The sequence below is a fragment of the Campylobacter sp. JH23 genome (assembly GCF_017846595.1).
In the GTDB taxonomy this organism is placed as follows: Bacteria; Campylobacterota; Campylobacteria; order Campylobacterales; family Campylobacteraceae; genus Campylobacter_D; species Campylobacter_D coli.
Genome location: NZ_JAEQBP010000002.1, coordinates 188,859 through 215,760 on the forward strand (window position 1 = coordinate 188,859; position 26,902 = coordinate 215,760).

Annotated in this window: 30 protein-coding genes; 15 read left to right on the top strand and 15 right to left on the bottom strand. The window is 31.3% G+C overall.

Annotated elements, in window-relative coordinates:
• Genes KAR88_RS02615 through KAR88_RS02635 form a run of 5 tightly spaced genes read left to right on the top strand, consistent with a single transcriptional unit; the run spans nt 1 to nt 3,889 of the window.
• The gene (locus tag KAR88_RS02615; RefSeq protein ID WP_002781966.1) at nt 1-1,116 is read left to right on the top strand and encodes an ABC transporter permease; all 1,116 of its coding nucleotides are present in this window, start codon (nt 1-3) and stop codon (nt 1,114-1,116) included.
• Nucleotides 1,117-1,839, top strand: coding sequence for an ATP-binding cassette domain-containing protein (locus KAR88_RS02620; RefSeq protein WP_002781968.1), 723 nt, complete (start codon nt 1,117-1,119; stop codon nt 1,837-1,839).
• 2 nt (nt 1,840-1,841) lie between these two features.
• The gene (locus KAR88_RS02625) at nt 1,842-2,738 is read left to right on the top strand and encodes an MlaD family protein (protein ID WP_002781970.1); all 897 of its coding nucleotides are present in this window, start codon (nt 1,842-1,844) and stop codon (nt 2,736-2,738) included.
• A complete protein-coding gene (locus KAR88_RS02630; protein ID WP_002783050.1) occupies nt 2,735-3,337 on the top strand; it encodes an ABC-type transport auxiliary lipoprotein family protein in 603 nt (200 codons plus the stop codon). The genes KAR88_RS02625 and KAR88_RS02630 overlap by 4 nt, the downstream gene beginning before the upstream one ends.
• 51 nt (nt 3,338-3,388) lie before the next feature.
• Nucleotides 3,389-3,889, top strand: a complete 501-nt coding sequence (locus KAR88_RS02635) for a flagellar FLiS export co-chaperone (protein ID WP_004284528.1) — start codon at nt 3,389-3,391, stop codon at nt 3,887-3,889.
• Nucleotides 3,890-4,210: 321 nt separating this feature from the next.
• Here KAR88_RS02635 and map read toward each other — a convergent pair whose 3' ends face one another.
• From map to KAR88_RS02665, 6 genes are all read right to left on the bottom strand, one after another.
• Nucleotides 4,211-4,969 carry a type I methionyl aminopeptidase gene (map, locus tag KAR88_RS02640; RefSeq protein ID WP_052782745.1) on the bottom strand — a complete coding sequence of 253 codons (759 nt, stop codon included), beginning with the start codon at nt 4,967-4,969 and terminating at the stop codon, nt 4,211-4,213.
• 9 nt (nt 4,970-4,978) lie between these two features.
• Nucleotides 4,979-5,722: a glutamate racemase gene (gene murI, locus KAR88_RS02645; RefSeq protein WP_002778852.1), complete on the bottom strand. Its 744-nt coding sequence runs from the start codon at nt 5,720-5,722 to the stop codon at nt 4,979-4,981.
• Between the two features lies 1 nt (nt 5,723).
• The gene (locus KAR88_RS02650; RefSeq protein WP_002778850.1) at nt 5,724-6,188 is read right to left on the bottom strand and encodes an NlpC/P60 family protein; all 465 of its coding nucleotides are present in this window, start codon (nt 6,186-6,188) and stop codon (nt 5,724-5,726) included.
• Nucleotides 6,189-6,196: 8 nt separating this feature from the next.
• Nucleotides 6,197-7,366 carry a Na+/H+ antiporter NhaA gene (gene nhaA / locus KAR88_RS02655; RefSeq protein WP_002783063.1) on the bottom strand — a complete coding sequence of 390 codons (1,170 nt, stop codon included), beginning with the start codon at nt 7,364-7,366 and terminating at the stop codon, nt 6,197-6,199.
• Nucleotides 7,363-8,511, bottom strand: a complete 1,149-nt coding sequence (gene nhaA / locus KAR88_RS02660) for a Na+/H+ antiporter NhaA (protein ID WP_002834860.1) — start codon at nt 8,509-8,511, stop codon at nt 7,363-7,365. The genes nhaA (KAR88_RS02655) and nhaA (KAR88_RS02660) overlap by 4 nt, the downstream gene beginning before the upstream one ends.
• Nucleotides 8,512-8,636: 125 nt before the next feature.
• The gene (locus KAR88_RS02665) at nt 8,637-8,819 is read right to left on the bottom strand and encodes a putative motility protein (RefSeq protein ID WP_002778846.1); all 183 of its coding nucleotides are present in this window, start codon (nt 8,817-8,819) and stop codon (nt 8,637-8,639) included.
• A 177-nt stretch (nt 8,820-8,996) separates the two neighbouring features.
• Here KAR88_RS02665 and KAR88_RS02670 point away from each other — a divergent pair, with 177 nt between their 5' ends.
• The 8 genes from KAR88_RS02670 (at nt 8,997) to KAR88_RS02705 (ending at nt 17,076) form a co-directional block, all read left to right on the top strand.
• Nucleotides 8,997-11,066, top strand: a complete 2,070-nt coding sequence (locus KAR88_RS02670) for an FTR1 family protein (RefSeq protein ID WP_002792522.1) — start codon at nt 8,997-8,999, stop codon at nt 11,064-11,066.
• Nucleotides 11,063-11,602, top strand: a complete 540-nt coding sequence (locus KAR88_RS02675) for an iron transporter (protein ID WP_002778842.1) — start codon at nt 11,063-11,065, stop codon at nt 11,600-11,602. The genes KAR88_RS02670 and KAR88_RS02675 overlap by 4 nt, the downstream gene beginning before the upstream one ends.
• Before the next feature lie 81 nt (nt 11,603-11,683).
• Nucleotides 11,684-13,087, top strand: a complete 1,404-nt coding sequence (locus KAR88_RS02680; protein WP_002781331.1) for a Fe-S-containing protein — start codon at nt 11,684-11,686, stop codon at nt 13,085-13,087.
• Entirely contained in the window at nt 13,074-14,372 is a 1,299-nt protein-coding gene (locus KAR88_RS02685; protein WP_072212046.1) for an ABC transporter permease, read from the top strand. The genes KAR88_RS02680 and KAR88_RS02685 overlap by 14 nt, the downstream gene beginning before the upstream one ends.
• The gene (locus KAR88_RS02690; RefSeq protein ID WP_002781335.1) at nt 14,362-15,480 is read left to right on the top strand and encodes an FtsX-like permease family protein; all 1,119 of its coding nucleotides are present in this window, start codon (nt 14,362-14,364) and stop codon (nt 15,478-15,480) included. Before KAR88_RS02685 ends, KAR88_RS02690 begins: the two co-directional genes overlap by 11 nt.
• On the top strand, nt 15,480-16,127 hold the full coding sequence (locus tag KAR88_RS02695; RefSeq protein WP_002781337.1) for an ABC transporter ATP-binding protein: 648 nt from the start codon (nt 15,480-15,482) through the stop codon (nt 16,125-16,127). Before KAR88_RS02690 ends, KAR88_RS02695 begins: the two co-directional genes overlap by 1 nt.
• Entirely contained in the window at nt 16,124-16,612 is a 489-nt protein-coding gene (locus tag KAR88_RS02700) for a TlpA disulfide reductase family protein (protein WP_002778824.1), read from the top strand. Before KAR88_RS02695 ends, KAR88_RS02700 begins: the two co-directional genes overlap by 4 nt.
• Nucleotides 16,573-17,076, top strand: coding sequence for a thioredoxin domain-containing protein (locus KAR88_RS02705; protein ID WP_002829429.1), 504 nt, complete (start codon nt 16,573-16,575; stop codon nt 17,074-17,076). The genes KAR88_RS02700 and KAR88_RS02705 overlap by 40 nt, the downstream gene beginning before the upstream one ends.
• A gap of 43 nt (nt 17,077-17,119) precedes the next feature.
• Here KAR88_RS02705 and obgE read toward each other — a convergent pair whose 3' ends face one another.
• The 8 genes from obgE to aspA all read right to left on the bottom strand — a co-directional run bounded on the left by obgE (nt 17,120) and on the right by aspA (nt 24,832).
• Nucleotides 17,120-18,175 (bottom strand): GTPase ObgE, encoded by a 1,056-nt coding sequence (obgE, locus tag KAR88_RS02710; RefSeq protein ID WP_002778822.1) that lies wholly within the window; start codon nt 18,173-18,175, stop codon nt 17,120-17,122.
• Between the two features lie 104 nt (nt 18,176-18,279).
• The gene (gene rpmA, locus KAR88_RS02715) at nt 18,280-18,534 is read right to left on the bottom strand and encodes a 50S ribosomal protein L27 (protein WP_002778821.1); all 255 of its coding nucleotides are present in this window, start codon (nt 18,532-18,534) and stop codon (nt 18,280-18,282) included.
• A 10-nt stretch (nt 18,535-18,544) separates the two neighbouring features.
• Nucleotides 18,545-18,853 carry a 50S ribosomal protein L21 gene (rplU, locus tag KAR88_RS02720; RefSeq protein WP_002778820.1) on the bottom strand — a complete coding sequence of 103 codons (309 nt, stop codon included), beginning with the start codon at nt 18,851-18,853 and terminating at the stop codon, nt 18,545-18,547.
• Nucleotides 18,854-19,009: 156 nt separating this feature from the next.
• The gene (locus tag KAR88_RS02725; RefSeq protein ID WP_002786390.1) at nt 19,010-19,996 is read right to left on the bottom strand and encodes a hypothetical protein; all 987 of its coding nucleotides are present in this window, start codon (nt 19,994-19,996) and stop codon (nt 19,010-19,012) included.
• Nucleotides 19,996-20,619, bottom strand: a complete 624-nt coding sequence (gene lpoB / locus KAR88_RS02730; protein ID WP_002778802.1) for a penicillin-binding protein activator LpoB — start codon at nt 20,617-20,619, stop codon at nt 19,996-19,998. Before lpoB ends, KAR88_RS02725 begins: the two co-directional genes overlap by 1 nt.
• A gap of 30 nt (nt 20,620-20,649) precedes the next feature.
• Nucleotides 20,650-22,002 carry a hypothetical protein gene (locus KAR88_RS02735; protein WP_002792566.1) on the bottom strand — a complete coding sequence of 451 codons (1,353 nt, stop codon included), beginning with the start codon at nt 22,000-22,002 and terminating at the stop codon, nt 20,650-20,652.
• A gap of 69 nt (nt 22,003-22,071) precedes the next feature.
• Nucleotides 22,072-23,409, bottom strand: coding sequence for an anaerobic C4-dicarboxylate transporter (locus KAR88_RS02740; RefSeq protein ID WP_002778798.1), 1,338 nt, complete (start codon nt 23,407-23,409; stop codon nt 22,072-22,074).
• 16 nt (nt 23,410-23,425) lie between these two features.
• Nucleotides 23,426-24,832, bottom strand: a complete 1,407-nt coding sequence (gene aspA / locus KAR88_RS02745; RefSeq protein ID WP_002778788.1) for an aspartate ammonia-lyase — start codon at nt 24,830-24,832, stop codon at nt 23,426-23,428.
• Between the two features lie 263 nt (nt 24,833-25,095).
• Here aspA and ung point away from each other — a divergent pair, with 263 nt between their 5' ends.
• The gene (ung, locus tag KAR88_RS02750) at nt 25,096-25,791 is read left to right on the top strand and encodes a uracil-DNA glycosylase (RefSeq protein WP_052780656.1); all 696 of its coding nucleotides are present in this window, start codon (nt 25,096-25,098) and stop codon (nt 25,789-25,791) included.
• A 134-nt stretch (nt 25,792-25,925) separates the two neighbouring features.
• On the top strand, nt 25,926-26,618 hold the full coding sequence (locus tag KAR88_RS02755) for an aspartate/glutamate racemase family protein (protein ID WP_002781345.1): 693 nt from the start codon (nt 25,926-25,928) through the stop codon (nt 26,616-26,618).
• Here the strand turns inward: KAR88_RS02755 and KAR88_RS02760 are convergent.
• A complete protein-coding gene (locus KAR88_RS02760) occupies nt 26,615-26,815 on the bottom strand; it encodes a DUF2892 domain-containing protein (RefSeq protein ID WP_002778784.1) in 201 nt (66 codons plus the stop codon). The two genes, KAR88_RS02755 and KAR88_RS02760, sit on opposite strands and share 4 nt — an antisense overlap.
• Nucleotides 26,816-26,902: the final 87 nt, after the last annotated feature.

Here is a 26,902-nt window from a genome sequence, read left to right on the forward strand (position 1 = left end):
ATGGAGGCAAATTTCAAATTTCAAAAAGAAGAAAATAAAGTTTTTATTTTTGGAATTTGGGATAAAACGAGTGTATCTAAGATTAAAATCAAAGATCTATTGAGCCAAATTTCTCAAACAAATTGTATTTTTGATTTTAGTCAATTAAATGAAATCGATATGGCTGGAGTGAGATTTTTTCTTGCTCTAGAGCATGATTTGAAAAAAAACGATATCTTGATTTTAAAACAAGGATTAAACACACGCTTTAAAAGCCTTTTTGAGCTTTGTGAAAAAAACTATCAAAGAATTAATGAAAAACAAGAGAAAAAATTCAATTTTACAGACTTTTTTATTTCTTTAGGAATTTTAAGTTTTGATCTTTTAAAGATTTTGCAAAAATTTATTAACTTTACGGGTGCTTTTTTTACCAGTCTTTTTTTATGTATAAAAAATCCTAAAAATTTCCGCTTTATATCTTTTTTATATCATATTGAAAATTCAGCTTTTAAAGCCTTGCCTATTGTTATTTTAACCGCTCTTTTAGTCGGGGTTGTGCTTGCATATCAAGCTGCTTATCAGCTTGCACAATTTGGAGCTAATATTTTCATAGTAGATTTAGTAGGAATTTCAGCCACTAGAGAACTTGCTCCTTTAATCGCCGCGATAGTCATAGCAGGTAGAAGTGCAAGCTCTTATACGGCACAAATTGGGGTCATGAAAATCACAGATGAGATCAATGCTATGAATACCATGGGCTTTCGCTCTTTTGAATTCATCATCATTCCGCGGGTCATGGCTTTAGTTATTGCCATGCCTTTAATCGTTGCTCTAAGTGATGCGATCAGTATATTAGGAGGAATGGTAGTAGCAAAAATAAATCTTGATATATCCTTTGGAGAATTTTTAAGGCGCTTTAGGGAAGCTGTGGAAATGAAACATATCATCATAGGGCTTGCAAAAGCTCCTATTTTTGGTTTTTTAATAGGACTTATTGCTTGTTTTCGGGGATTTGAGGTTAAAAATACCACTCAAAGTATAGGAATTTATACTACAAAAAGTGTTGTAAATGCTATATTTTGGGTAATAGCATTTGATGCTTTATTTTCTGTGGTTTTAACTATAATGGAAGTTTAAATGATTATAAAAGCGCAAAATATTATCACCCGATTTGGAAATAAAGTTGTCCATGATGGAGTCAGTTTTGAAATTAACAAAAACGAAATTTTTGGGATTTTAGGAGGAAGTGGAAATGGCAAGTCTGTACTCTTAAAACAAATGCTAATGCTTGAACATTTTGATGAGGGAGAATACGAAATTTTAGGCTTTAAGCTAAAAAACATTAGCGAGGAAGATGCTTTAGCGCTGCGTAAAAAATGGGGTGTAGTATTTCAGTTTTCTGCACTCTTTAGCTTTTTTAGCGTTTATGAAAATATAGCTATCCCTCTTAAAGAATATACGAATTTAGATTCCATTGCTATAAAAGAACTGGTATTGATGAAACTCAAAATGGTCGGTTTAAATGAAGCTGTTTTAAAACAGCTTCCAAGCGAGCTAAGTGGCGGAATGCAAAAAAGAGTTGCTATTGCTAGGGCTTTGGCTCTTGATAGTAAATTACTTTTTTTAGACGAGCCTACTTCTGGACTTGATCCGCATAGTAGTCGTGAATTTGATGATTTGATACTAGAACTTAAACAAAGCTTTGATCTTAATATTGTTTTAGTAACACACGATAAAGAAAGTATGAAAAATCTGCTCGAGCGTTTTATCATCTTAGAAGATAAAAAAGTTGCCTTTTGTGGAAATTATGAGGAGCTAAGGGTGCAAAATGAAAGATTGTTTAAAAGATTTATGGAGTAAAAGTGGAAAATAAAGCAAATTATTTTTTTGTAGGGCTTTTTGTTTTTGGAGTTTTTTTTGCTAGTATTGGTTTCATGCTTTGGCTTGGAGGATACTCAAAAGAAGAAAGTTTTGAATACTATGAAATTCATACACAAGAATCTGTTGCAGGCCTTGGAATCAAAGCTCCTGTAAGGCTTTTGGGAGTAGAGATAGGAAATGTGGAAAATATCAGTATTTATGATAAAGAAAATTTAGGGGTAAATATTTTAATTAAAATCAAAAAAGGAACCCCTATAAAAGAAGATACTTTTGCAACTTTGCAATTTCAAGGCATTACAGGACTTAAATTTGTACAACTTCAAGGAGGTTCTAAAAACAGTCCAAAACTTCAAGTAAAAGGTAAAGAAGAATTTCCCGTGATTCAATTTAAAGAAGGTTTTTTTGCTGCTATAGATAGACAAAGCGAGCACATCTTTTCTTTGATAAAAAGAGCAGATGATAAATCAAAAGAGCTTTTTAGTGATAAAAATATAAAAAATTTAGAAATACTTTTAGATAATTTAGCACAACTAAGCACCACTTTAAATAAAGATTCTAAAACATTAAATCACAATATCGCAAACACTAGCTTAAAACTTGGAGAAATGGCAGAGAATGTAAGCTTAAGTGCAAAAGGTTTTAATGCAAGTTTAAAGGATATCCAAGAAGGAGCTTTAGCGCTTAGCTCTTTTGCAAAAAAAGCCAATGTTAAACTTGATTCTTACGATGACTTACGACTTTCCTTAGCAGAAAATTTAGAACTTTTGAAAAAAGTGCTTATAGAAAGCAATATCTTGATACAAAATCTACAAAAAAGTCCATCGGATTTAATTTTTAAAGAAACTAAACCCAAACTAGGACCAGGAGAAAAACAATGAAAAAATTCATATACATTACTATCTTAGCCCTTATATTTAATGGATGTTCAATTCCAACTAGCACTCTTGATAAAACGCAAAGCTTTATACTTAAAAATGATGAACTTCCTCTTCAAGCCAATTTTATTAAAAGCGATAAAATTCTTAAAATTCAAAATGCGTCCTTGCCTTTATATCTTCATTCAAGATCAATTATTTATGTGCAAAAAGGTATAAGCAAGGCTTATGCGTATCATTTTTGGGCAGATTTACCCAATAATCTTTATCAATCCTTGCTGCTATCCAAATTTGAACAAAGTCAAATCTTTAAAGCCCTGCTTTCCCAAGGAAGCTCTGTGGGAAGTGATTATATACTTGAAAGCAGGATAGATTCTTTTGAACAAGTGGTTGATGAAAATGAAAATTATGTAAGCATTTCTATTAGTATAAATTTCATCGACGCAAAAGAAAGTAAAATCATCGCTCATCGCCTGTTTTCAATCAAAGAAAGGGTTAAAAAAATAGATATTTTTGATGTCTATCAATCCTTTGAAAAAGCTTTAAATTCTCTAGGAAATGAAATAGTTTTATGGATCAATGCCACACTTGATGAAAAATAGGAACACTTTTTGCTTTTTAAACCTTTAGCAATATTTTTTGAAAGGTGTAAAATGAAAAATGAATTGGATGTTTTTAAAAAGCACTTGGGTGAAATACAAGGCGTAAGTGAGTTTAAAGCTACACAAATTTGCTCACAAATAAATGATGCAAATGATTTTATCGGTGCTCTGCAAATACTTGATTTAACGCTTAAAAAAATTGAAAAAAGTATCACAGAAAGACTTGATGAACAAAACGATGATTTACAAAAAAGAACCTTAGATGCAACAAGTTCTCAACTTATCCAAAACTGCTCTTTTATGGGTACAGCACTTTTTGGAAATATTTTTAATGTATATGTAGGTCAAAAACTTTTTGAATTTGAAATTTCAAATCCTCTTTTAGTTTTAGAAAAAGCAGGGTATGAAGGAGTTTTAGCTTATATTCAAGATAAAAGGGATGAAATTAAAGATATTTTATGCGAATTATCAAGTGCTATTACCATGGGAATAAGCATGGATAATATGAATTTTTCTGACTCTGCAACAAACTTTAAAAATCTTTTCAGATAAGAGTTAAAACTCTTATCGCTTTAAACATACTCATTAAAATTAATCTTAAGAGGTTTTCATATTTTAGCTTAAAGAGATATTCCGCTCTTTTTCAAGCTAGGTTGAAAAAAAGGGGGAGGGAAGCAACCTAGCCTGTGAGATCTTTGAAGATCTTTTTAAACTAAAATATTACATTATGTTTTAGTTTAATTTATAGGAATAATCATTTTTAAAATAATATTTTAATTTAAAATTACTTAAATATTTATAAAAAAATAATTTAGTAACTTAAATTATTGAAAAATTTTTGTAAAAATTTCCCAATTTTTACAAATAAAACTCTTATAAGCTAGATAAAATTTCTGCGCGCCCATTAATAATAGCCACACAATGCTCATAATGAGCACTATTAAGCTCATCCACACTTCCTGCACCCCATTTTCCATTAAAATGCTTTGGAGTTCCATCCTTTTGGCATATCATAGGTTCTATACAAAAAACCATTCCATTTTTAATTTTTGGACCACTTTTTGCGCTTGCGCCTTTTTCTAAATAATTTAAAATTTCAGGTTCTCCATGAGGTTTGCGTCCTATACCATGGCCACAATATCCACGAAGCGGAACAAAACCTCTTAAATCTATAAATTCTCCCAAAGCTGCAGAAAGCTCTTTAAAACGCATACCCTCACGAATAATATCTATGGCATGATATAAAGCGTCTTTAGCACAAGAAATCAAAGCCTCATCTGTGGATGAAATTTTACCTATAGCTATAGTACGCGCTGCATCACCATAATATCCATCAATCAAACTTCCCACATCAAGTCCTAAAATATCACCCTCTTTGATGATTTTTTCATCAGGAATTCCATGGATACAAACCTGATTTAAAGAAGTGCAAATTGCACCAGGAAAACCATAAAGCCCTTTAAATGAAGGTTTTGCTCCAAGACTTAAGATAAAATCTTCCGCCATCTTATCGATTTGCTTAAGACTCATACCCACTTTAATCTCGTTTTCTAAAAAATCCAAAGTCTTAGCGACGATTTGATTTGCTACTCTTAATTTTTCTATTTCTGCTGGTTTTTTTAATTCTATCATTGTATTTCCTTATAAATTTAGCCAAATTTTAGCAGTATTTTCTAAAGACTTGACATCACTTGAAGCATAAAAATGTAATTTTGCTTTCTCTTCTTTTAACAAAAGTTTTTGCCTTTGTTTTAAAAACTCTACTATAGCATCTCCTGAATGAATAAGCTTTGTCTTTGAACCAAAATAAACACTCAAGGAATTTGCTAGCAAAGGAAAATGAGTACAAGCAAGTATCAAAGCATCAGGAGTTTCAATCCCTTTAAAATAATACCGCATAGCACTTTGCAACAACTCTCCTTCAAAAATACCCTCTTCAACCATAGGCACAAAAAGACCCGTAGCTAAAGCGTCTACATTATTAAAACCTTGTTTTTGCAAACGATTTTGATATTCTTTTGACTGAATTGTTGCCTTTGTGGCAATAACTAAAATTTTTTTATTTTTATCTAACAAGGCTTTTTTAGTAGCCTCAACACCCGCATCAATAACCCCATAAATAGGAAAATCAGCTTTTAATCTTAAGGCATCTAAAGCATAAGCACTAGCAGTATTGCACGCAATAATAAGCATATCGATATTAAATTTTGAAAAAAAATCCAAAGCCTCAAGACAAAATTTGACTATAGTATCTTTATCTTTAACCCCATAAGGAACGCGGGCAGTATCTCCATAATAAATAATTTCGTCAAAAAGTCTTGCCTCATAAAGTGATTTTAAAACACTAAGTCCACCTACACCACTATCAAAAACGCCTATTTTCATCTTAATATCTTCTAGCACCTATATATCGATTTTTCCAATAAGAACTATTTAAATCCACTTCTCTTACTCCACCCTTTGTAGAAAGATGGATAAATTTACCCTTACTCATATAAATTCCCACATGCATACCATTTGGTCCTCTACCTGTTTTAAAAAAAACAAGATCTCCTGTTTTTAGTTTTGATTTAGAAACTTTTATACCCGAGCGTAGTTGCTTTGTTGTAGTGCGTGGTATGCGTGTATTAAACTGAGCTAGGGTGCTTTGAGCAAAACCCGAACAATCGGCTCCTTTTTTTGTTGTTCCGCCTAAAACATAAGGAGTTTTTTTCCATTCATTAGCAATCATTCTTAATCTTGTTTCTTTATCAACATTATAATTTGTTGGGGTATGACTTGCATTTTGAGCTAAACTGCATCCACCTATATAAAAAGCAATCACAACAAGAAAGAAAATAACAAATCTCATAAATTTCCTTAAGGACGCGTGGTAAAAAATTTAAGATAAATAAAACCCCAAATCCCAGAACAAAATGAAGCAATCAAAATAGCAAGATTATCTGCATAATTAAAAATATCGCTAACTTCATACGCCAAGCCATCGATAAACAAACTCATTGTAAAACCAATTCCTGTAAGTATACAAACCCCATAAAGTTGTTTCAAATTTGAACCTTGGGGCAAGGCTGCAAATTTAAAGCGGATTGCCAAATAAGAAAACAAAAATACACCCACTTGTTTACCCACAAAAAGCCCCAAGAAAATACCTATACTTACACCTGAAAAAATTGCTCCTATATCGATATTGGATAAATTTACTCCAGCGTTAGCAAAAGCAAATAAAGGCAAGATAACAAAAGCGAGCCAAAATTTTAGACTTTCATAGATTTCTTCTAAAAATGCTTCTCCATTTTTAGTTTGCATCGGTATAAAAAATGCTGTAATAATTCCAGCTAAAGTTGCATGCACACCACTTTTTAAAACACTAATCCAAAGAATAACTGAGCAAATAAAATAAAAAGACTTTCTTGTTATTCCTAAAATATTTAAAATCAACATCATAAAAATAGCAATACCCACAACTACGAAAGCAGCCACAGAAAGCTTGGTTGTATAAAAAATCGCAATAATTAAAATAGCACCCACATCATCAAAAATAGCTAAAGAAAGTAAGAAAATTTTTAAACTTGATGGAATATGTTTGCCACACATCATCAAAATAGCTAAAGCAAATGCAGTATCTGTAGCCGTTGGAATAGCCCATCCTTTTAAAGTGTAAGCATCGCCTATATTGACTATAGCAAATATTAAAGCAGGTATAAGTATACCACCCAATGCCCCCATAAAAGGCAAAACAATATTTTTAGGATTTTTAAAATCTCCGTGCAAAAATTCCTTCTTAAGCTCAAGCCCTATAGCAAAGAAAAATATAGATATAAGCCCATCATTTATCCAAAGTAAAAAAGGCTTGTTGAGCTCAAATTCACCTACACTAAATCCGACTTTTAAATTTAGAAATTCTCGATAATGTTCGCTAAAAGACCCGTTTTGCACAAGCAAAGCAAGCAAAGTGCAAACTATAAGTAAAACGCCGCCAAAAGCCTCATTTAAAACTAAAGTTCTTAATTTATGTACTATATTATTCATTTAATAATCTTAAGATAAATAAAACCAACAATGGCACTTAAAAAACTAGCTACTAAAATAGCAAGTTTATCCGCATATTCAAAAATATCACTATTTTTATAAGCCAAACCATCAATAAACAAGCTCATCGTAAAACCGATGCCTGTTAAAATACATATACCATAAAATTTTCCATATTTAATATTTTCAGGTAATTTTGCAAGCTTTAATTTTATAGCCAAATAACAAAATCCAAAAACCCCTAGTTGTTTTCCTAAAAATAGTCCTAAAATAATCCCAAGACTTACAGGAGAAAATACTGAACCAAGATGCATATCTCTTAAATCAATACCCGCATTTGCAAAAGCAAATAAAGGCAAAATAAAATAAACCACCCAAGGGTTTAAATCCTTATGCACTTCATGAAGATAGGGTTTTTTATTTTTAGTATCAAGAGGGATAAATAAAGCTATGATTACACCCGCTAAAGTTGCATGCACTCCACTTTTAAGCATAGCTATCCACAACACAACACCTACCAACACGTACAAAGAAAGATGGGCGATGTGATAATAATTTAACAAAAGCAGAGCAAATATACAAAACAAACAAATAATAATTGCTAAAGCTGAAAGCTGATCTGTATAAAATAAAGCAATGATAATAATAGCCCCTAAGTCATCAAAAATAGCTAAAGAAAGTAAAAACAGCTTAAGACTAGAAGGAATTCTATTTCCTAAAAGCATTAAAATACCTACTGCAAATGCTATATCTGTAGCTGTTGGGATAGCCCATCCTTTCATAGCAAATTCATGAGAATAATTAATAGCAGAAAAAATCAAAGCAGGGACAATCATACCTCCCAAAGCTCCAAATATAGGTAAAGAAACCGATCTTATATTTTTAAGTTGTCCGCGTAAAATTTCATATTTTAATTCAAGTCCTATACAAAGGAAAAAAATAGCAATCAAACCATCATTTATCCATAAATCCAAAGATTTAGCAATCTGAAAATGATCAAATCCTATAGTAAAATTAGCATGAAAAAAATCTGTATAAATAACGCTTAAGGAAGAATTTTTAAAAAGTAAAGCCAAGAGAGTAAAAAATATGAGCAAAATGCCTGGAAAAGTTTCACTTAAAATTATTTTCTTTACAGCTTGCATTTACGCCCCTTGATTATAAAATTCAATATGTTAATTATTATAACCAAAAAATATTAAAGAAATGATTATTTTAACAAGATATATCCTTATTTAGGGTGTAAAGCACACCCTAAATTTAAAGATACTTAAGCGTAAATATCTAAACCGCTAGAGCTAGAAGTTTGCAAAGCAGAAGCCCCCGATGCACTCTCCATACCTTTGATAAGCTCATTCATCAACACTTCATTTGTATCCATTGATTTTTTCAAAACTGAAGTATTTACCGCTGTTAATAAATTAGCATTACTCATAGTTGCGTCTGAAATCATAACACCCTCCTAAGTATAATTTATGTATGAAGACTTAAGTAGTATCGGAAAAAATTTTAAACACTTAACCCTTTAAATTCGATAAAAATAATTTTTATTTTTGTTTAATATGGTTTGTATTATACTTCTATCAATATTGATAATAAATATTATTTTTTATATTTTTTAAGGAAATGTATGAAATTTTTTAAAATTTTGTTTTTTTTCTCTATGCTCTTTCTAGCAAATTCTGTTTTTGCTAGAGTTGATGATTATGTAGCAGAAGCTAATACTATTAAAAATATATTAGAAGAGAGTATAAAAAGCTATGAAAAGGGCGATAATTTAAAGGCTAAAAAACTTAGCGAAGATGCTTATTTTCAACACTTTGAAAATATGGAAGGTTCCATTGGAAGAAATATAGGCAAAAAAGCCATCACCATGGAAAGAAAATTTACAAATTTGCGTCGCTTGTATAAAGATAAAGCGCCCATAGAGCAAATTGATGCTTTAATTGAAAGTCTTTATTATGATTTAGATGAAGTTGCACCGATTTTGCAAAATGGTTATCGCTTACAAGCAGAAGCAAGTGATACAAATTACGATAAAGCAGCAGCTGAAAAATCAAGCATACAAGCCAATGCCAAGCGTGAAGCAGAAGCAGAAGCTTTGATTGCCCAAATGATGGGTATTGATAAAAATGATTTAGCAAAAACTAATTCTTCTTCTAGTACCCAAAACGAAACTATAAATGATAGTATAAATAATGATTTACAAGCGGCTGCGGCTATGGATGCAAGATTGCAATTTGTATTAGATAATATATCTACTAAATTCTCTCAAGCAGCCAATGCTTTTAAAAATAAAGATTATCAAACAAGTAAAGATTTTTTAAATGATGCTTTATTTAATGATTATCGCAATACCAAAGTTGAAGTTTTGATCAACAAATTCACCAAAGCAGGTAATGATCAAAAAATCCAACAAGCCATACGAACTCTCATACGCCAAATCAACAACGCAAATATTGATGAAAAAAACCTAAGAAATGATTTAGATTCGATAGAAGAACAGCTTTTTGATATCTTTTTGCAAATTCCAAATTCGGAGCTTTCAAATTTGAAAATCGAAGGGTTTGATGATGAAACAAAGGGTAAAGATTACACCAAGGTTTCTAATGATATCAAACTTGCTTTAGATGAAATTTTAAAAAATTATGATGGCTTTAGTGCTTCTATAGTAGATGATTTACAAGGAATTTATCTAGATATTTTTGAAGCAAGCGGTATGGAAAATAAAATCGGTGCTGTAGATAGCGGCTTAAAACTTAAAATAGAAAGTTTATTTTCCAAAAGCGTAGCTCTTATCAAAGCAAGTACAGATAAAAAAGAGCTTGAAGCTACTTTTAATGACTTAGAACAACTCATAGCCAGCAGCGTGGATAAAATTCAAGATTCTACTCCTTATTCGCTGTTTATATGGGCTTTAGGTATTATTTTGCGTGAAGGCTTGGAAGCTTTGATTATCGTTGTAGCCATTGTTTCTTATCTTGTGCAAAGTGGTAATAAAAATCGTCTAAATATCGCCTATAGTGCTCTTTTTACAGGAGTGATTTTAAGTTTTATTACCGCTTTTGGAGTTTCTTGGCTATTTAAAGAAAATGCAGGTCAAAGTAGAGAGCTTATAGAAGGTATTACCATGCTTATAGCCGTATTACTACTCTTTTATGTGGGCTTTTGGCTACTTTCAAACGCACAAAATAAAAAATGGACAAGCTTTATCAAACAAGGTGCTATAGATGCTATATCAAATAATAGCGCAAAAACCCTTTGGATTACCGTATTTTTAGCTGTTTATAGAGAAGGTGCAGAAACTGTGCTTTTTTATCAAGCCTTGCTTTTTGATGCTAAAACAAGCACTGATTTTGGTGCTGTTTTTGGCGGACTTGGACTTGGAATTTTAATACTTATTGTTTTATATTTTCTTTTAAAAGCAGGAGCCATTCGCATACCTGTAAAACAATTTTTCTATATCACTTCTTACATTATTTTTTACATGGTTTTTGTTTTTACAGGCAAAGGCATAGCCGAACTCATAGAAGGAAAAGTCATCATTCCTAGTCTTATACCTATGAATTTTGAACCGATTTTATGGCTTGGAATTTATCCTTACTATGAGACTTTAATCCCTCAATTTATAGTTTTAATTATGCTAATTATTGGCATTTTAATAACAAAACAAATTTCAAAAAAAGGAGTAAAATCATGATAAAAAAAGTTTTATCAGTAGTTGCTGCAGCTGCGGTTATTAGTACAAATTTATTTGCAGGCGAAGTGCCAATTGGCGATCCAAAAGAACTTAATGGCATGGAAATAGCTGCTGTTTATTTACAACCTATTGAAATGGAGCCAAGAGGTATTGATTTAGCTGCGTCTTTAGCTGATATTCACCTAGAAGCTGATATTCACGCACTTAAAAACAATCCAAATGGTTTTCCAGAAGGTTTTTGGATGCCTTATTTAACCATAGCCTATGAACTTAAAAATACCGACACAGGTGCGATTAAACGCGGAACTTTGATGCCTATGGTGGCTGATGATGGTCCTCACTATGGTGCAAATATTGCTATGGAAAAAGATAAAAAAGGTGGCTTTGGCGTAGGAAATTATGAACTTACTTTTTATATCTCAAATCCAGAAAAACAAGGTTTTGGACGCCATGTTGATGAAGAAACAGGCGTGGGTAAGTGGTTTGAACCTTTTAAAGTAGATTATAAATTCAAATACACAGGCACGCCAAAATGATTTTACACTCGGATTTTCCGAGTGTTTAAATATTTTTATTTTTATTGAAAAATTAAAATAACAATGTTTAAAGAGTAAATTATGAGTATATATTTTGTGCATTTTCTTTCTAGTATCTTGCCCTTAAGCATTTTAATGGCTTTTATTACGCCCGATAAAAGATATATTTTTAAAAGCTTTTTAGCTCTTTTTTTAGGCTTTTTATTTGGATATTTTGCTTTTTTTATTGCAGCACAATTTCTAAAAACTGAGAATTTGATATTTAATTTCAATTTTATTTTTATAGCCTGTTTGCTTTTGAGTTTTGTGTTTTATTTTTGGCAAAAAATAGAAATTTTAAGTTTTATTTTACTAGGAATTTTGAGTTTTTGCATAGCTTTGCATTATTATAATTTAACTCAAGATTTTCCTATATTTAATGGTGTTTTAATCGATAGCGAAGCCATTTCTTCTTTAGGTTTTATTGCTTTAGCTTTATTAATTTGTATTTTAATTTTCTTCTTTTTAAAGTGGCAAAAGAATATCAACAAAAAAGCAAGTTTTATACTTTTTTTAATCCTTATTTTTATAGAAGGAGATAAGGTTTTAGCAAATATATTGCTTACACTGATGCGAAATTCTTTCATAGAAACTCATACTTTTTTAGTAAGTTTTGTTGGAAAAAGTAATTATTTTGGTGTTTTTGGAATTTATGTTTATTTATTTTTCATCATTTTTTTAGCATTTTTAAGTTTGCAAATTCGCAAAAAAAATATTGTAAAAAAGCAAATTTTAGATATTGTTTACCGCAAAAATGAAGCAAAAAATACTCTCATAAATCGCTATTTTTCTAGTGTTTTTATCTCTTGTATTTTGAGTTTTTGTATCATCTTATACTTTTTTATGGTAAGTTCTAAACCCTTAAGCATAGACGAGCCTACAGAACTTTTACCTGATAAAAATGGCAAATTTATCTTTGATGTAGCGCTTTTAAGAGATAACAAACTTCATCGTTTTGCTTATATAAGCGAGCAAGGCAAAGTGATAAGGTTTTTCCTCATCAATAAAAGAGAAGATAGGGATTCTCCTGTGGCTGTTTTTGATGCTTGTGCTATTTGTGGGGATATGGGTTATATTAAAAAAGAAGGGGAATTAATTTGCATTTCGTGCAATGTGCGAATTTTTCTACCGAGTGTAGGAAAAACAGGGGGTTGCAATCCTATCCCATTAAAATACGATTATGATGGTGAAAAAATCACCATAGATGTTAAAGATGTTGTAGCAGGATCTAATTATTTTAGTCAAATTAAAGATATACAAGTGCAAGATCCTGTTTCAAAAGATAAGATCATTAACACTCAAGCACCTTTTTCTTACAGCTATAAAGGTATAACTTATTATTTTTCAAATGAAAAAAACTATGAGGAATTTAAGAAAGATCCTATGAAATATGTAGAAGATACAGAAGCTTTATTTTTAATCCAAAGGAGAAATAATGCTAGTTAAAATGATAACTCATTCTATCTTTAGAAATAAAATTCAAAAATTTCTAGCTTTTCTTACTTGTTTTTTGGCTACGCTTTTGCTATGTACAATGTTAAATATCACTCTAAGTATAGGCGATGAAGTAACTAAGCAACTTAAAAGTTATGGATCTAATATACTGGTTTTGCCTAAAGGCTCAAGCCTTAGCATAGAAATAGGCAATGAGCTTTACGAACCTTTAAAAAATAAAAACTATTTAGAAGAAAAAAATTTATATATGCTAAAAGATATTTATTGGCGAAACAATATCACAGCCTTTGCTCCTTTTTTAGAAGGAAAGATAGAAATAAAAAGCAATAATTCCTCAAAAAAAATACTCCTTTATGGTACTTATTTTCAAAAAGCGATTGAAATAAAAGATGATGATGATTTTATCACAGGTATTAAAAGTCTTTATCCTTATTTGAAAGTGCAAGGCAAATGGGCTAAAGATGACAGCAATGAAATCATGCTAGGCGAAGATTTTGCTAAAAATAACGATCTTAAAATCAATGACACGATACAACTCATAGGAGAGAATAAAATTTCAAAAGAAGTAAAAATTGTAGGAATTTTACTCCACGCCAATCCTAAAATGTCGAACAAAATCATCACTCCTTTAAATTTAGCTCAAGAATTATTAGAAAAAAAAGGCTTATATGCAAGTGCTGAAGTAAGAGCTTTTACCATACCTGAATCAGCCCTTTCTGAAAAGGTACGCCGAATGGGCGAGGAAAAACTCGATCAAATAGAATACGATAAATGGTATTGCTCAGCTTATGTAGGATCAATTGCTAGTCAAATTAGCGATGGCTTGCCAGGAGCGGATGCAAAAGCACTCAATGCCATAAGCGATGCACAAAGTTTGGTTGTTAAAAAAATTCAGTCTTTGATGGCTATTACTTGTATTATTTGTCTTATTGTTGCAAGTATTGCTATATCAAGTTTAATGAGTTCTGAAATTCACCGCAGAAAAAAAGAAATAGGGCTTTTAAAAGTACTGGGGGCAAATACATTTCAAATTTACTTACTTTTTGCAGGTGAAAATTTGATCATAGCTTTAGTTTCTGCTGTATTTGGATTTATTTTTGGCATAGGACTTTCAGAGCTTATCAGCCTTGGAATTTTTGGATATTTTATAAACATTGCTTTTATAGCCTTGCCTTTAAGTCTTGTATTTGCAGGTTTGATAGCTATACTTGGATGCTTGCTTCCTATAAAAAATATTGCAAATCTTTCTCCCGCAGGAGTTCTTTATGGTAGATAAGTTTTTTTTAAATGAGCTTTTTAAAAGCATTGCTTTTTCTTATCAAAGACTTTTTATTATTGTCTTAAGTGTTTTTATAGGAGCACTAACTTGCTCGGCTTTTTTAAATATTTATTTTGATATTGATACAAAGCTTTCTAAAGAATTAAAAGCTTATGGAGCAAATGTTATCATCGAGCCTAAAAATGATAAAGAACTTATCTTAAATCAAGACTATGAAGAAGCAAAAAAGAATTTAAAAGCTAGAGCCTTAACTCCTTTTTTGTATACATTTTTAAATTTGGGTAGCACTAGTGGAGTAGTTTTGGGTACAGATTTTAGAGCCTTAAAGATAACTAAGCCTTTTATAGAAGTTAAAGAAGGGAGCTTTTCTCTAAGTGATTTTGATGAAAATTCAGCTTTTTTGGGTATTAATTTATCCAAACAACTAGGACTTAAAGTAGGCAATGAACTTCAAATTTACAACCCAGAAAATGGCAAAACTACTAAGCTTACGATAAAAGGCATACTCTTAAGTAATGATGAATTAGACAGCATAGTTTTAGCGCCTTTAAGCGTAGTACAAAATTTAAGCGATACCTTTGGAATTCAGTATGCTAATGCGGTTGTTTATGGGAATTTTGATGAGATAAATACAAAAACAAAAAATATTAGCAATGAAAGCATTAATGCAAAACCTATTTCATCAGTATCTTTAAGCGAAGGCCTAGTTTTAGACAAAATAAAAGCTTTAATGTTTTTAATCATACTTGTTGTCTTAATCATAGTCACAACAAGTGTAAACACCACTCTAAGCTCGATTATATTTTCGCGTAAAAAAGAAATTGCCTTGCGTTTAGCCTTGGGTGCTAAAAAAAGTGAAATTTTCAAGCTTTTTGCTTGTGAATATTTTATCATTAGTCTTTTTGCTAGCATTATAGGAGCTTTTTGTGGGATATTTTTAGCAAATATATTTGGATATTTGATTTTTAATGCAAGTATAGATTTTAGATTTAAGGCTATATTTATGGCTTTAATTGTTTCTTTGTTTTTTGCTTTTTTAGCTGCCTTTTTTCCTATAAAAAAAGCATTAAAAATCAATGTCTGTGAAAATTTGAAAGGTGAATAATGAAAGAACTTATACAAATTAAAAATTTAAGCAAAAAATTTGGTAAAGTAAAAGCACTGGATAATATAAATTTAAATATTTACAAAGGAGAATGGCTTGCCATCATGGGTCCTTCTGGAAGTGGAAAATCAACGCTTTTAAATATATTATCTCTTATGGATGATCCAAGCAGTGGTAAATACATTTTAGATAATGAAGATTTAGAACAAATAAATGAAGAGCAAAAAATCACTTTGCGCCGAGAAAAAATTGGGCTTATTTTTCAGCAATTTCATCTCATTCCTTATCTTAGTGCCTTAGAAAATGTTATGCTTTCGCAATACTATCATTCTAGCGTAGATGAAGAGGATGCAAAAGCTGTACTTGAAAAAGTAGGGCTTTCACATCGCCTTAGCCATTTACCAAGCCAACTAAGCGGTGGAGAGCAACAAAGAGTTTGTATAGCAAGAGCATTGATTAACAATCCTGAAATTTTACTTGCTGACGAGCCTACAGGGAATTTGGATGAAGCCAATGAAAAAATCGTTCTTGAAACCTTGCAAAAATTAAAAAATGAGGGTAAAACCATAGTCTTGATCACACACAATCCCGAATTAGCAAAATTTGCAGATCGCACCCTTATCTTGCAACATGGAATTTTAAAATGAAAAAAGTATTTTTATTTTTCATAAGTCTTTTTTTGCTCAATGCCTGCTCTTTTGACACAAATCAAGACCAAGGTAAAATTGGCCAAATAGGAGCTGAAATTTCAGCCAAAGATACTTTGGGAAAGGCTGTTAAATTAGCTGATGATAAAAGCAATATAAAAGTCTTAGTTTTCTTTCAAAATGGATGTCCTTCTTGTTTGCAAGAGCTGCCTTCTTTGGATAAATTTATGCAAGAACACCCAAATAAAATCAGCGTTTATGCTATAAATTCGGTAGATAAAGTTGAAGTCGTTCAGGTTTTGGCCGAACAATTAAATTTTAAAAATATCAAAGTTTTAACCGATGATCTTAAAATCACCAATGATCGCTACGCTGTATTTGCAACTCCAACCACCATCATACTTAAAGATGGGATTATAAAAGAAAGAATTTTAGGAGAAAAACCATGGCAAACTTTCGAATCCAAACTTATCTCTTTGCTTTAATTGTAGCTTTATTTTTTATAGCTTGCGATAGTGGAGAAAATTTTAAAGCTTTAAATAGCAATAAAATTTATAATTTCTCTTATAATGGTTTTGAAAAAAGTTTAAAATTAGACGATCAAACACAAAATTTTGCATTAGTATTTTTTACTAAAGATTGTGGGGTTTGTAAAGAGCAAATTCCTATTTTGCAAGATTTAGCTAAAAATTATGATTTTAATATTTTTATAGTACTAGGCGATGCTAAAGATGCAAAGGATGCTAAAGCTTGGGCAAATGAAAAGGGTTTGTCGCATCTGGCTTTATTTTATGAAAAAAAAGCAGCCAAATATCTCTCAGGTGCAGTTGGAGAAATATACGGAGTACCTGTACTTAGCTTTTTTAAAGAAGGCAAGATAGATGAAAAATTCATAGGCTTAACGCCTTATGGTGTGCTTGAAAATGAGATTAAAAAGTTAAAAATTTAATTTTGCTATAAATCAAGATTATAATTAAAATATCTCGAGGTGATTATTTTATCACCTTTTTTTCACGCTTTTCTCTTAATTTTTTAATCTCTTCTAAAAGCATAAATTTAAGCTCTTTAAGTCCAGTTTTTTCAAGGCTTGATACTTTGATTAAAAAGCTTTGTGGATTATCAATACTTTTTAAATATTCTTCTAAATTCGCTATATTTTGGGCGATCTGCTCGGCAAAATCTTCACCCAAATTCACACTATCACTTTTTGAAATCATTATGCCAAACTCACGTCCAAAAAGCTCATTTGAAAATTTCTCAAGCTCTTTTCTTAACACTATAAATTGCTCTTTTAAAGGCATTTCTCTCATAGGATCTAGTACAAAAAGTAAAAAGCTAGTCCTTTCTATATGTTTTAAAAATGCAAGCCCTAAGCCTTTGCCCCCACTTGCACCTTCGATAATCCCTGGAATATCAGCCATCACAAAAGAATTATACTCATCCACATCTACAAGCCCTAGTTTTGGCGTGAGCGTGGTAAATTCATAATTTGCGATTTCAGGCTTTGCATTTGAAACTACACTTATAAGGGTGGATTTTCCCACATTTGGAAAGCCTACAAGTCCTACATCGGCGATAAGCTTAAGCTCAAGTCTTACTAAACGACTTTCGCCTTTAATGCCTGGCTGTGCATAATCAGGGCGCTGATTGGTTGCATGTTTAAAATGCGTATTTCCAAGCCCTCCTTTGCCACCTTTTAGAAAAAGTTCTCTTTGCCCCTCTTTTGTAAGATCTAATAAAACTTCATTAGTCTGCGCATCAATAACTTGCGTTCCCTCAGGGACAATAAGTTCTAAATTTTCACCCTTTTTTCCATTTTTGTTGCGTCCCATTCCACCTGCGCCATTTTGCGCGCGAAGCTCTCTTTTACCTTTAAAATTTACAAGTGTATGTGTATTATTATCGCAAACGAAGATGATATCCCCGCCATTTCCTCCATCGCCACCATCAGGCCCGCCAAGAGGAACATGCTTTTCACGACGAAAACTCACCGCGCCTTTGCCACCATCGCCCGAAGCTAAAGTAATCTTAACACTATCAATAAACATTATAATTGCCTTTGATTTTAAATTTATAAAGCTAAATTAGAATAAATTATAGAAGTTAAATTTATAAATTTAAAGTTTCTAAGGCGTAAAAACGCCCTAAAAACTTATGCAGGGTATACAGAAACTTTTTTTCTATCTTTGTCTTTTCTTTCAAATTTCACAAAACCATCAATTAAAGCAAAGATAGTGTGATCTTTTCCTATGCCTACATTATTTCCTGCATGAGTTGCAGTTCCTCTTTGGCGAATAATGATATTTCCTGCTCTAACAAATTCACCACCAAATTTTTTAACACCTAAGCGACGACCTATAGAATCGCGGTTATTTTGAGTTGAACCCTGACCTTTCTTGTGTGCCATTCTTTACTCCTTAAGCTTTAATATCTTTTACTACAACGCGAGTGAATTGTCTTCTAAAACCGCGTTTAAGTTTAGAATCTTTTCTGCGTCTTTTTTTATAAATCACAACTTTTTTATCTTTTCCGTGATTAATCACTTCCAAAACAACTTTTGCACCTGCTACGAAAGGCGCACCTACCTTTAATTCTTTATCATTGATAGCAAGAACTTCACTTACTTCAATACTTGCTTTGCTTTCAGCTTCAAAGTGATCTAGCTTTAACTCATCGCCAACGCTAACTTTATACTGCTTTCCGCTGTGTTTAATAATAGCATACATTGCTTTTTCCTTAATAATTTGGTAAGTGCCACAAAGCACCGAAATTCGGATTTAAAAGCTTTAATGGCTAGAAAAGTTTTAATTTTACAAAAATTTTCTTTAATATTTGATGAATTTAAGAAAGACTTTAGAGTTTAAAATAAACCCTAAAGCAATTTAAAAGCCAAGATTGACCCCGCCATTTTCATGAAGTTTATAAGTATTTTCTTTCCCTTCTTGTTTGTTATCTTCTTCTAAAGTATCAAAAAATAATGATTTTTCCATTTCTCTTTGCATAAATAACGCAATGTTTTCCCAATTTTTTTGCTCTTTTTTGCTGTCGCCAGATAAAGTAAAAGTTGTATTGAAGGTTTTAGAAAAAACAAGCTCTCTTGTAGGATAAAATATAAGCTTATAGGCTATATTTATACTTACTTTTGTATTATTTTGATAGCTTATCTTACTTTGTTTTGCTTGAGTAATATCTAAAATCTCAAATTCTAAAATATAATCAGCACCCAAAACATTGCCTAATTTATAGCTTTCTTCGCTAGAACCATCTTCGCTTTTTATAATTTTATTTTCATCTTTAAAATCATGCTCTCTTTCCAAAAGAGTAAAATTCTCATCCTGTGAAAAAGCATCATACAAAGCTCTTTTTAAATATGATTCTTCTTTGTTTTTATCGTTTAAAATTACTAATTTAGGTTTATTATCGTTTTGATACAAAGATTTAAAAGCTGAAATTTCAACTTGCCAAAGCGTTCCGTTTTGATCAATTTTATCTACTTTATAAGTATCGATATAACCCTTACTTACATTTTGAAGGACACTTTTAGATTTTTGTGAAATTTGTCCTAAATGAGAGAAGCTTAAATCAATACTTTGAAGCTCTTGTCTTAAATTGACATTAGAAACTCCTTTAAATTGTGATAAAGCGTCTATTAAAGCATTATTTAAAGCTTCTTCCTTGCTTTCTCCTGTTCCATTACCTTGCACCACTTTTTGAAATTTATTTCTTTGGTGTGGCAAGGTTTTAAGACTCTGAACAGGATCTAAAGAACTTAAATTAACATCCTCTAGCGGAACATAATCATAAATAATAACATCATCTTGCGCCCACATAAAACTCAAGATGGTTAAAAATAAAAAGATTTTTTTCATTACCAAGTTACCGATTTACTTGAGCCTGTTTTATCAATCGTTCTTTCATCTTCCCAATAAGCAAGTCCTGAATTTAAATCCGTAACGCTTAGATAAAAGAAATACTCTGCTTGTATATCGCCATTCTTAAGCTTGACATTGTCTTGGCGGATCTTTCCGCTGATTGAAAAATCAGGTGCAACCAAAGTTCCTTTGCTAGAAATGGTGTTTTGATTAAATTCATCATTATCTCTTAATTCTCTTACTGCTTCACTCATTTCATCCCTAGCTCCACCCGCTGCAACAGCTGTTGTTAGGACAAATTTACCTGATTTTCTAAGCGCTATAGTGATCTTACTAATGAGCTTATCTGTATCAATGCGTTGGGGAGTATCATTGATAATTTTACCTATAGCAATAACCTTTCTTTGACCTGGTTGAATATTGGCAAAAGCAGGATCGCTTAACATACTATCTATCATAATTTGAGCAGTTTTTTCAAAATCTTCCCTATCAAGTCCTAAGGTTAAAGCATCACCTTGTTTTTTTTGACTTGCATAACCATCAGTATAAACAGGCGCTCCACAAGCTGCAAAAAATACTGCGAAAAATGCGCTAAAGATTATAAAAATATTTTTTTTCATTATTTCTCCTTTTTTTGTAATTATACTCTTTTAGTTTTCAATTTTGTAAACCCTAGCGGGAAATTGAGAAGCAAAAGAACGCACTACAATCAATACATTTTTATCAATATCCACTTCACTAGAATAAATTTTTTGATTTTTATCATCATAAATTTGTACTGATCCATCATTTTCAATCATCATAATTTGTATATTTTTAGGTAAAAAATTCCAAAATCTTAAATCACTTCTTGTGGTTGCAATGCTAAAAATATTTGTAGCAAGACTTAAAATTCCACTCTCATCATTTTTAGCCACAGCCATATTTAAACTTGTTTTTAAAGTGCTTGAGATTAAAGATTTGATGATGATTGAAGTCAAATTGGCTTTAAATTCACTCGCAACAATTTGATCAAAATCAAAAGCATTAGAAGTTGTAAATTTCTGATGATTGTTTGCAATATTTAAATTTTCATAAGAAGCATTACGCTTTTTTAAAATAGGTAAAGCAACACTAGCAGTCGTAATATAATCATCAAAGATAAATGGCAAGGTTAGATTAAATTCATCCAAAGCAGGACTTAATCCATTTTCATATATTATAAAAATATATTTTTTTAATTTTTTTGGATTTAAACTGCTTGAATATTGATCAAAAATCTTAAATTCTTTTTCTATTTCTTTATTTAAATTCAGCACATAAACTTCTTTAAGTAAATCCGCTGCTTTTTTATAATCATAATCCATAAAGAAAAATATAGATGAAATATAAGTTACATAAGGATTGGTATAATCTTTTTGTGCATTAAAGTCTTTAAAAAGATTTTCATATTGTTTTGAAACAATTTTTATATTATTATCGATATTTTGCCTTAATTTTTCTTCCTTGCTAGCCTCTTGATATGCTTTTTTAATTTCGGAAGCAAAATACTCTTTTGCCTTTTCTTGTCTCATCAATGCGCGGTTAAATTCCACCCTAGCATTCACAAAATCTCCCAAACTCATAAAATTTAAACCCTTATAAACATTAAGCATGGTTCTTTCATACCAAGCACCTTGATAATCATTTACACCCTCATTTATCAAAGTAGATGCAAGTGCTCTTGTGCTTTTCTTGGATAAACTTTGCAAATCCACATCGTATTTATAAGAATCTTCAACCTTATCAAAAATAGAATTACTTAAGTTAAAATCCTTACAATCTCTTGCGATATAACCTGTATTTAAACCTGTAAAAATCACATCTTTATTTTGACTGATCTTTTCTTGTTGCTCTTGAAAAAATTGCTTATTGCAAGTTTGAGAGAATAAATTTTGTTGATAGAATACATTTTGTTCTTGATGAGTAGAGCATGCTGAAAAAATTATCGCTAAAATAGAAAAAACAATTGTTTTATATTTCATTATAATTCCAAAAATAAAAATTATAATTTTAATATATCATAAAATTGATAATAGCCCAAAAAAGGGCTATTACATTAACATAGGAGCGATTACAAAGCCTAAAGCTACAGCAATTGCAATAGCTAAAACTCCTGGTACAAAGAAAGAGTGATTAAATATAAATTTACCAATTCTAGTCGTTCCTGTATCATCCATTTGCACAGCACCAAGTAAGGTTGGATAAGTTGGAAGCACAAAAAGTGCCGAAACTGCTGCAAAACAAGCTACAAGCATATAAGAATCATGCGGATTTGCTGCTGAAATTCCTAAAGCGGTGATAATTACAGGTACAATGGCCTTTGCGGTTGCTGCTTGAGAATATAAAAGCATGCTTGCAAAGAAAAATGCAACTGCTAACATAGCAGGGGTTTGTTTAACCCAGTCGCCTGCTACTTCTTTAATAGAAGCTTCGTGTCCTGCAACAAAAGTATTTCCAAGCCATGCTACACCAAAAACGCAAACACAAGCAGTCATACCACTTTTAAATACACTGGTATCAAGAATTTTACCTGGTTCAACTTTACAAAGCCAAGTGATCAAAGTTGCTGCAGTAAGTAAAAAGCTCATAATAGCTGCATCTCTTGGAACCACAACAGGATCAATCCATTTAATATTGCTTGAAATTGCGGTTGCATAAAGTACAACTGCCAAAACAGTGATAAGAAAAATTGCTACTGAAAGTTTAGCACCTGGTTTATCTTCACCATGTAAAATAGCTCCTGCATCTTTAACAAGTCCTGCTTTTAAGCGTTCTTGATAAACGCTATCTTTGCTTAAATCCATAGGAGTGATTAAACTCACTATAAAAGCTGTAAGCATACAAGCTATAAAAGTTGTACTGATCCAAATTCCAATTAAAGTTGGATAATTCCATCCTAGTGGTTCTAAAACCCCGCTCATATAAACCACAGCTGCACTCACAGGAGAAGCAGTGATTCCAATTTGCGAAGAAACAACCATTAATGAAAGTGGAACACTAGGTTTTATATTTTGAGATTTTGCAACATCAACTACAACAGGCATTAAAGAAAATACTGCATTTCCTGTTCCTGCTAAGATAGTAAGCAACCATCCGCAAGCTGGAGCAAGATAATTAATAAATTTAGGCTTGGATCTTAAAATTTTTTCTGTAACCCTAACCATATAATCAAGCCCACCAGCTTGTTGCATCGCAGAAATAGCTGCAATAGCTGCAGCTATGATTAAAATTACATCCCAAGGAATATTTCCTGGTTTCATTCCCAAAACAAGTCCTAAAACAACAACACCAAGTCCTCCTGCATAGCCTATAGCAATACCACCTAGACGAATACCAATAAAAATCGCCCCAAGAAGAACGATTACTTGCAAAATTATCATTATATCCATATTAAATCCTAAAATGCTATTTTTTAGCTTCCATATGTGGATTTAACATATTTGCAGGAGTTAAAATTTCATCAATTTGCTCCTTGCTTAAAAGTCCTCTTTCAAGTGCGATATCAGCTACTCTCTTACCTGTACTCATAGCCTCTTTAGCAATACTGGCTGAATTTTCATAACCTATATAAGGATTTAAAGCAGTTACGATCCCTACTGAGTTATAAACAAAATCAGAACAAATTTTTTCATTAGCACTAATACCATCTATACATTTATCTGCTAAAGTATGCATTGCTTTTTCAAGCATAACAATAGAATTAAATAAACTATAAGCAATTACAGGTTCAAAAACATTAAGCTGCAATTGTCCGCCCTCGCTTGCAAAAGTAACGGTTACATCCGCTCCAATTACAGCGTAACAAACTTGATTTACCACTTCAGGGATAACAGGATTTACTTTACCTGGCATGATAGAACTACCTGGTTGCATTTTTGGCAAATTGATTTCATTAAGACCGCATTTTGGACCACTGCTTAGAAGTCTTAAGTCATTACATACTTTAGAAAGTTTTGTTGCAACGCGTTTTAAAACACCTGAAATTTGGACATAAGCTCCTGTATCTTGAGTTGCTTCGATAAGATCTTCTGCCACAGTGTATTCAAAGCCGGTTACTTCTCTTATTTTTCTTTCTACTACTTTTGGATAATTAGGATGAGAATTAATACCTGTTCCTATAGCTGTTCCGCCTAAATTGATTTCTAAAATCAGTTTTCTAGCTTCTAAAACTCTTTGTATATCTTCACCCATCATTACTGCAAAAGTTTTAAACTCACGACCCAAAGTCATAGGTACTGCATCTTGAAGTTGGGTTCTACCCATTTTTAATACATCTTTAAATTCTTCTGCTTTTCTCTCATAAGCTTTTTTAAGATGTTCCATAGCTTTTGCTAAATCACTTAGATAATCATGCAAAGCAAGATGCAAAGCAGTAGGATAAGCATCATTTGTACTTTGACTTAAATTCACATGATCATTTGGATGAAGATATTGGTATTCACCTTTTTTATGACCCATAAGCTCAAGTGCTATATTGGCTATCACTTCATTGGCATTCATATTTGTACTTGTTCCAGCTCCACCTTGTATCATATCAACTACAAATTGATCGTAATATCCGCCCTCTAAAATTTTATCGCAAGCTTTAATAATAGCATCTTGGATATCTTTATCTAAAAGACCTAATTCATAATTTGCCATAGCAGCTGCTTTTTTAACCCTTGCTAAAGCTCTTACAAAGCGTGGGAAATCCTTTAGCCTCTCGTGTGAAATATTGAAATTTTCCACCGCTCTAAAGGTTTGCACTCCATAATAAACCTCATCAGAAATTTCTAATTCCCCGATAAAATCGTGCTCTTTTCTTGTTCCCATTTGAAACCTTTCTTAATTTAATTTTTCATACAAGCTTTATTACTTGTACTCATATCAGTATAATCATATTGTAATTTTGGTTAATAATTGGTTAACAATATTTATTCTTTAGAAATACTATAAAATAGACTTTTAGGATAATTTAACTCTTTTTATATTTAATTTTTATTTATTAATTAATTTTATTTATTTCAGTAAAAATTAATATATTTTTCTTGGCTTGTTTGATAAAATATACCTTTAATTTATTTTTGGAAGTTTTTATGAAAGAAATTACTATAAACATTGAAGATATCAAAATAAATAATGATTGGAAAGAGTTTTTAAAAGAAGAATTTAGCAAAAGCTATTTTTTAGAAATCAAAAAACGCTATATACAAGCTTTAAACAATAAAGCCATTATCTATCCTCCTTCAAATTTAACCTTTAATGCTTTTAATCTTACTCCTTTGAGTGAGCTTAAAATTGTACTTTTAGGACAAGATCCTTACCATCAACCCAATCAAGCTATGGGGCTTAGTTTTTCTGTGCCTTGTGGGGTTAAAATTCCTCCTAGTCTTTTAAATATTTATAAAGAATTAAAAGCAGATCTTAATATAGAACCTTCTAAAAGCGGGGATTTAAGTTCTTGGGCAAAACAAGGAGTTTTACTTTTAAATTCCATTCTTAGCGTTGAAGTGGGAAAGCCTGCAAGTCATAGCTCGTGGGGTTGGCAAGAATTTAGTGATGCGGTGATTTCAAAGTTAAGTCTTGAAAAATCAGGACTTATTTTTATACTTTGGGGAAATTATGCAAAATCCAAAAAAGCTTTAATCGATACAAAAAAACATTTTATTTTAGAAGCAGCACATCCTAGTCCACTAGCTAGAACAGGCTTTTTAGGTTGTAAACATTTTTCAAAAGCTAATGAAATTTTAAAAAATTTAGGAAAAAAACCTATAAATTGGCAATTGACTTAGAAAAATTATATAAATGTTTTTTTAATAATTTAAAAATACTAAGCCCGATTTCATATTTTATTCAAAAATAAAATAATTAATATAGATTTTTATAATTTATCGTTAAAATATATAAAAATTTTAAGGAGATAGAAGTGAAAACGATAGGCATTATAGGTGGAATGAGTTTTGAAAGTACCATAACCTACTATAAAACTATAAACGAAACCATTAATAATCAACTAGGCAATTTAAATTCTGCAAAAATTTTACTCTATAGTGTCAATTTTGAAGAAATAGCAAATTTGCAAAAAAATGGCGAGTGGGAAAAAGCTGCGCAAATTTTAGGAGAATGTGCTAAAAAATTAGAACTTGGTGGAGCTGATTTTATACTTATTGCCACCAACACCATGCATAAAATTTTTGATCAAATTCAAAAAAATATAAAAATTCCTCTCATTCATATTGCTCAAAGCACAGCCAAAATTCTAAAGCAACAAAACATACACACCATAGGCTTACTAGGCACCCAATATACTATGATGGAAGATTTTTATAAAAATGCATTAAAAAAAGAAAATATAAATACAATCACCCCAAATCAAAGCGATATGCAAGAACTAAGCGACATCATCTTTAATGAACTTTGCAAAGGACAAATGAAAGAAAATTCTAAAGAAAAATACTTAAAAATCATCCAAAAACTAAAGGACGAAGGTGCTCAAGGTATAGTTTTAGGCTGCACAGAAATTGGATTGTTGATTTCCCAAGAAGATACAAATATCCCAATTTTCGATACAGCCTTAATTCACGCCCTTGATGCTGTAAATTTAGCTTTAAAAGATTAATCTTTCTTTTTAGAGATAGGACAAACTCCCAAAGGACAAGCTTGCTTTCCTGTCCAAACCCTTATAGGGCACACACCAAAAATACCTGTAAGCAAAGGAATAAATCCTATCAAAGCCCACCAAGACGCATAATAAACCCCTACACTAAAGATAACCAATGCTAGGATTATTCTTATTATTCTTTCTAGTTTACCCATTTCTTCTCCTTTTGTATAATTTAATCAAAGTATAAACAAAAAAAATTTTCTTGTCAGTGATAAAAGTCACTAAAAAATAATTAATCT

Coding starts and splice junctions, on each gene's coding strand:
- KAR88_RS02680 (WP_002781331.1), top strand. CDS start 11,684: ATGAGTATATATTTTGTGCATTTTCTTTCTAGTATCTTGCCCTTAAGC.
- KAR88_RS02735 (WP_002792566.1), bottom strand. CDS start 22,002: ATGAAATATAAAACAATTGTTTTTTCTATTTTAGCGATAATTTTTTCA.
- KAR88_RS02725 (WP_002786390.1), bottom strand. CDS start 19,996: ATGAAAAAAATCTTTTTATTTTTAACCATCTTGAGTTTTATGTGGGCG.
- KAR88_RS02620 (WP_002781968.1), top strand. CDS start 1,117: ATGATTATAAAAGCGCAAAATATTATCACCCGATTTGGAAATAAAGTT.
- rplU (WP_002778820.1), bottom strand. CDS start 18,853: ATGTATGCTATTATTAAACACAGCGGAAAGCAGTATAAAGTTAGCGTT.
- obgE (WP_002778822.1), bottom strand. CDS start 18,175: ATGTTTATTGATAGTGTTAAGATTACTTTAGCTTCGGGCGATGGTGGC.
- ung (WP_052780656.1), top strand. CDS start 25,096: ATGAAAGAAATTACTATAAACATTGAAGATATCAAAATAAATAATGAT.
- KAR88_RS02695 (WP_002781337.1), top strand. CDS start 15,480: ATGAAAGAACTTATACAAATTAAAAATTTAAGCAAAAAATTTGGTAAA.
- KAR88_RS02690 (WP_002781335.1), top strand. CDS start 14,362: ATGGTAGATAAGTTTTTTTTAAATGAGCTTTTTAAAAGCATTGCTTTT.
- nhaA (WP_002783063.1), bottom strand. CDS start 7,366: ATGAATAATATAGTACATAAATTAAGAACTTTAGTTTTAAATGAGGCT.
- KAR88_RS02740 (WP_002778798.1), bottom strand. CDS start 23,409: ATGGATATAATGATAATTTTGCAAGTAATCGTTCTTCTTGGGGCGATT.
- aspA (WP_002778788.1), bottom strand. CDS start 24,832: ATGGGAACAAGAAAAGAGCACGATTTTATCGGGGAATTAGAAATTTCT.
- KAR88_RS02635 (WP_004284528.1), top strand. CDS start 3,389: ATGAAAAATGAATTGGATGTTTTTAAAAAGCACTTGGGTGAAATACAA.
- nhaA (WP_002834860.1), bottom strand. CDS start 8,511: ATGCAAGCTGTAAAGAAAATAATTTTAAGTGAAACTTTTCCAGGCATT.
- KAR88_RS02615 (WP_002781966.1), top strand. CDS start 1: ATGGAGGCAAATTTCAAATTTCAAAAAGAAGAAAATAAAGTTTTTATT.
- rpmA (WP_002778821.1), bottom strand. CDS start 18,534: ATGGCACACAAGAAAGGTCAGGGTTCAACTCAAAATAACCGCGATTCT.
- lpoB (WP_002778802.1), bottom strand. CDS start 20,619: ATGAAAAAAAATATTTTTATAATCTTTAGCGCATTTTTCGCAGTATTT.
- KAR88_RS02670 (WP_002792522.1), top strand. CDS start 8,997: ATGAAATTTTTTAAAATTTTGTTTTTTTTCTCTATGCTCTTTCTAGCA.
- KAR88_RS02630 (WP_002783050.1), top strand. CDS start 2,735: ATGAAAAAATTCATATACATTACTATCTTAGCCCTTATATTTAATGGA.
- murI (WP_002778852.1), bottom strand. CDS start 5,722: ATGAAAATAGGCGTTTTTGATAGTGGTGTAGGTGGACTTAGTGTTTTA.
- KAR88_RS02760 (WP_002778784.1), bottom strand. CDS start 26,815: ATGGGTAAACTAGAAAGAATAATAAGAATAATCCTAGCATTGGTTATC.
- KAR88_RS02650 (WP_002778850.1), bottom strand. CDS start 6,188: ATGAGATTTGTTATTTTCTTTCTTGTTGTGATTGCTTTTTATATAGGT.
- KAR88_RS02675 (WP_002778842.1), top strand. CDS start 11,063: ATGATAAAAAAAGTTTTATCAGTAGTTGCTGCAGCTGCGGTTATTAGT.
- KAR88_RS02665 (WP_002778846.1), bottom strand. CDS start 8,819: ATGATTTCAGACGCAACTATGAGTAATGCTAATTTATTAACAGCGGTA.
- KAR88_RS02700 (WP_002778824.1), top strand. CDS start 16,124: ATGAAAAAAGTATTTTTATTTTTCATAAGTCTTTTTTTGCTCAATGCC.
- KAR88_RS02705 (WP_002829429.1), top strand. CDS start 16,573: ATGGCAAACTTTCGAATCCAAACTTATCTCTTTGCTTTAATTGTAGCT.
- map (WP_052782745.1), bottom strand. CDS start 4,969: ATGATAGAATTAAAAAAACCAGCAGAAATAGAAAAATTAAGAGTAGCA.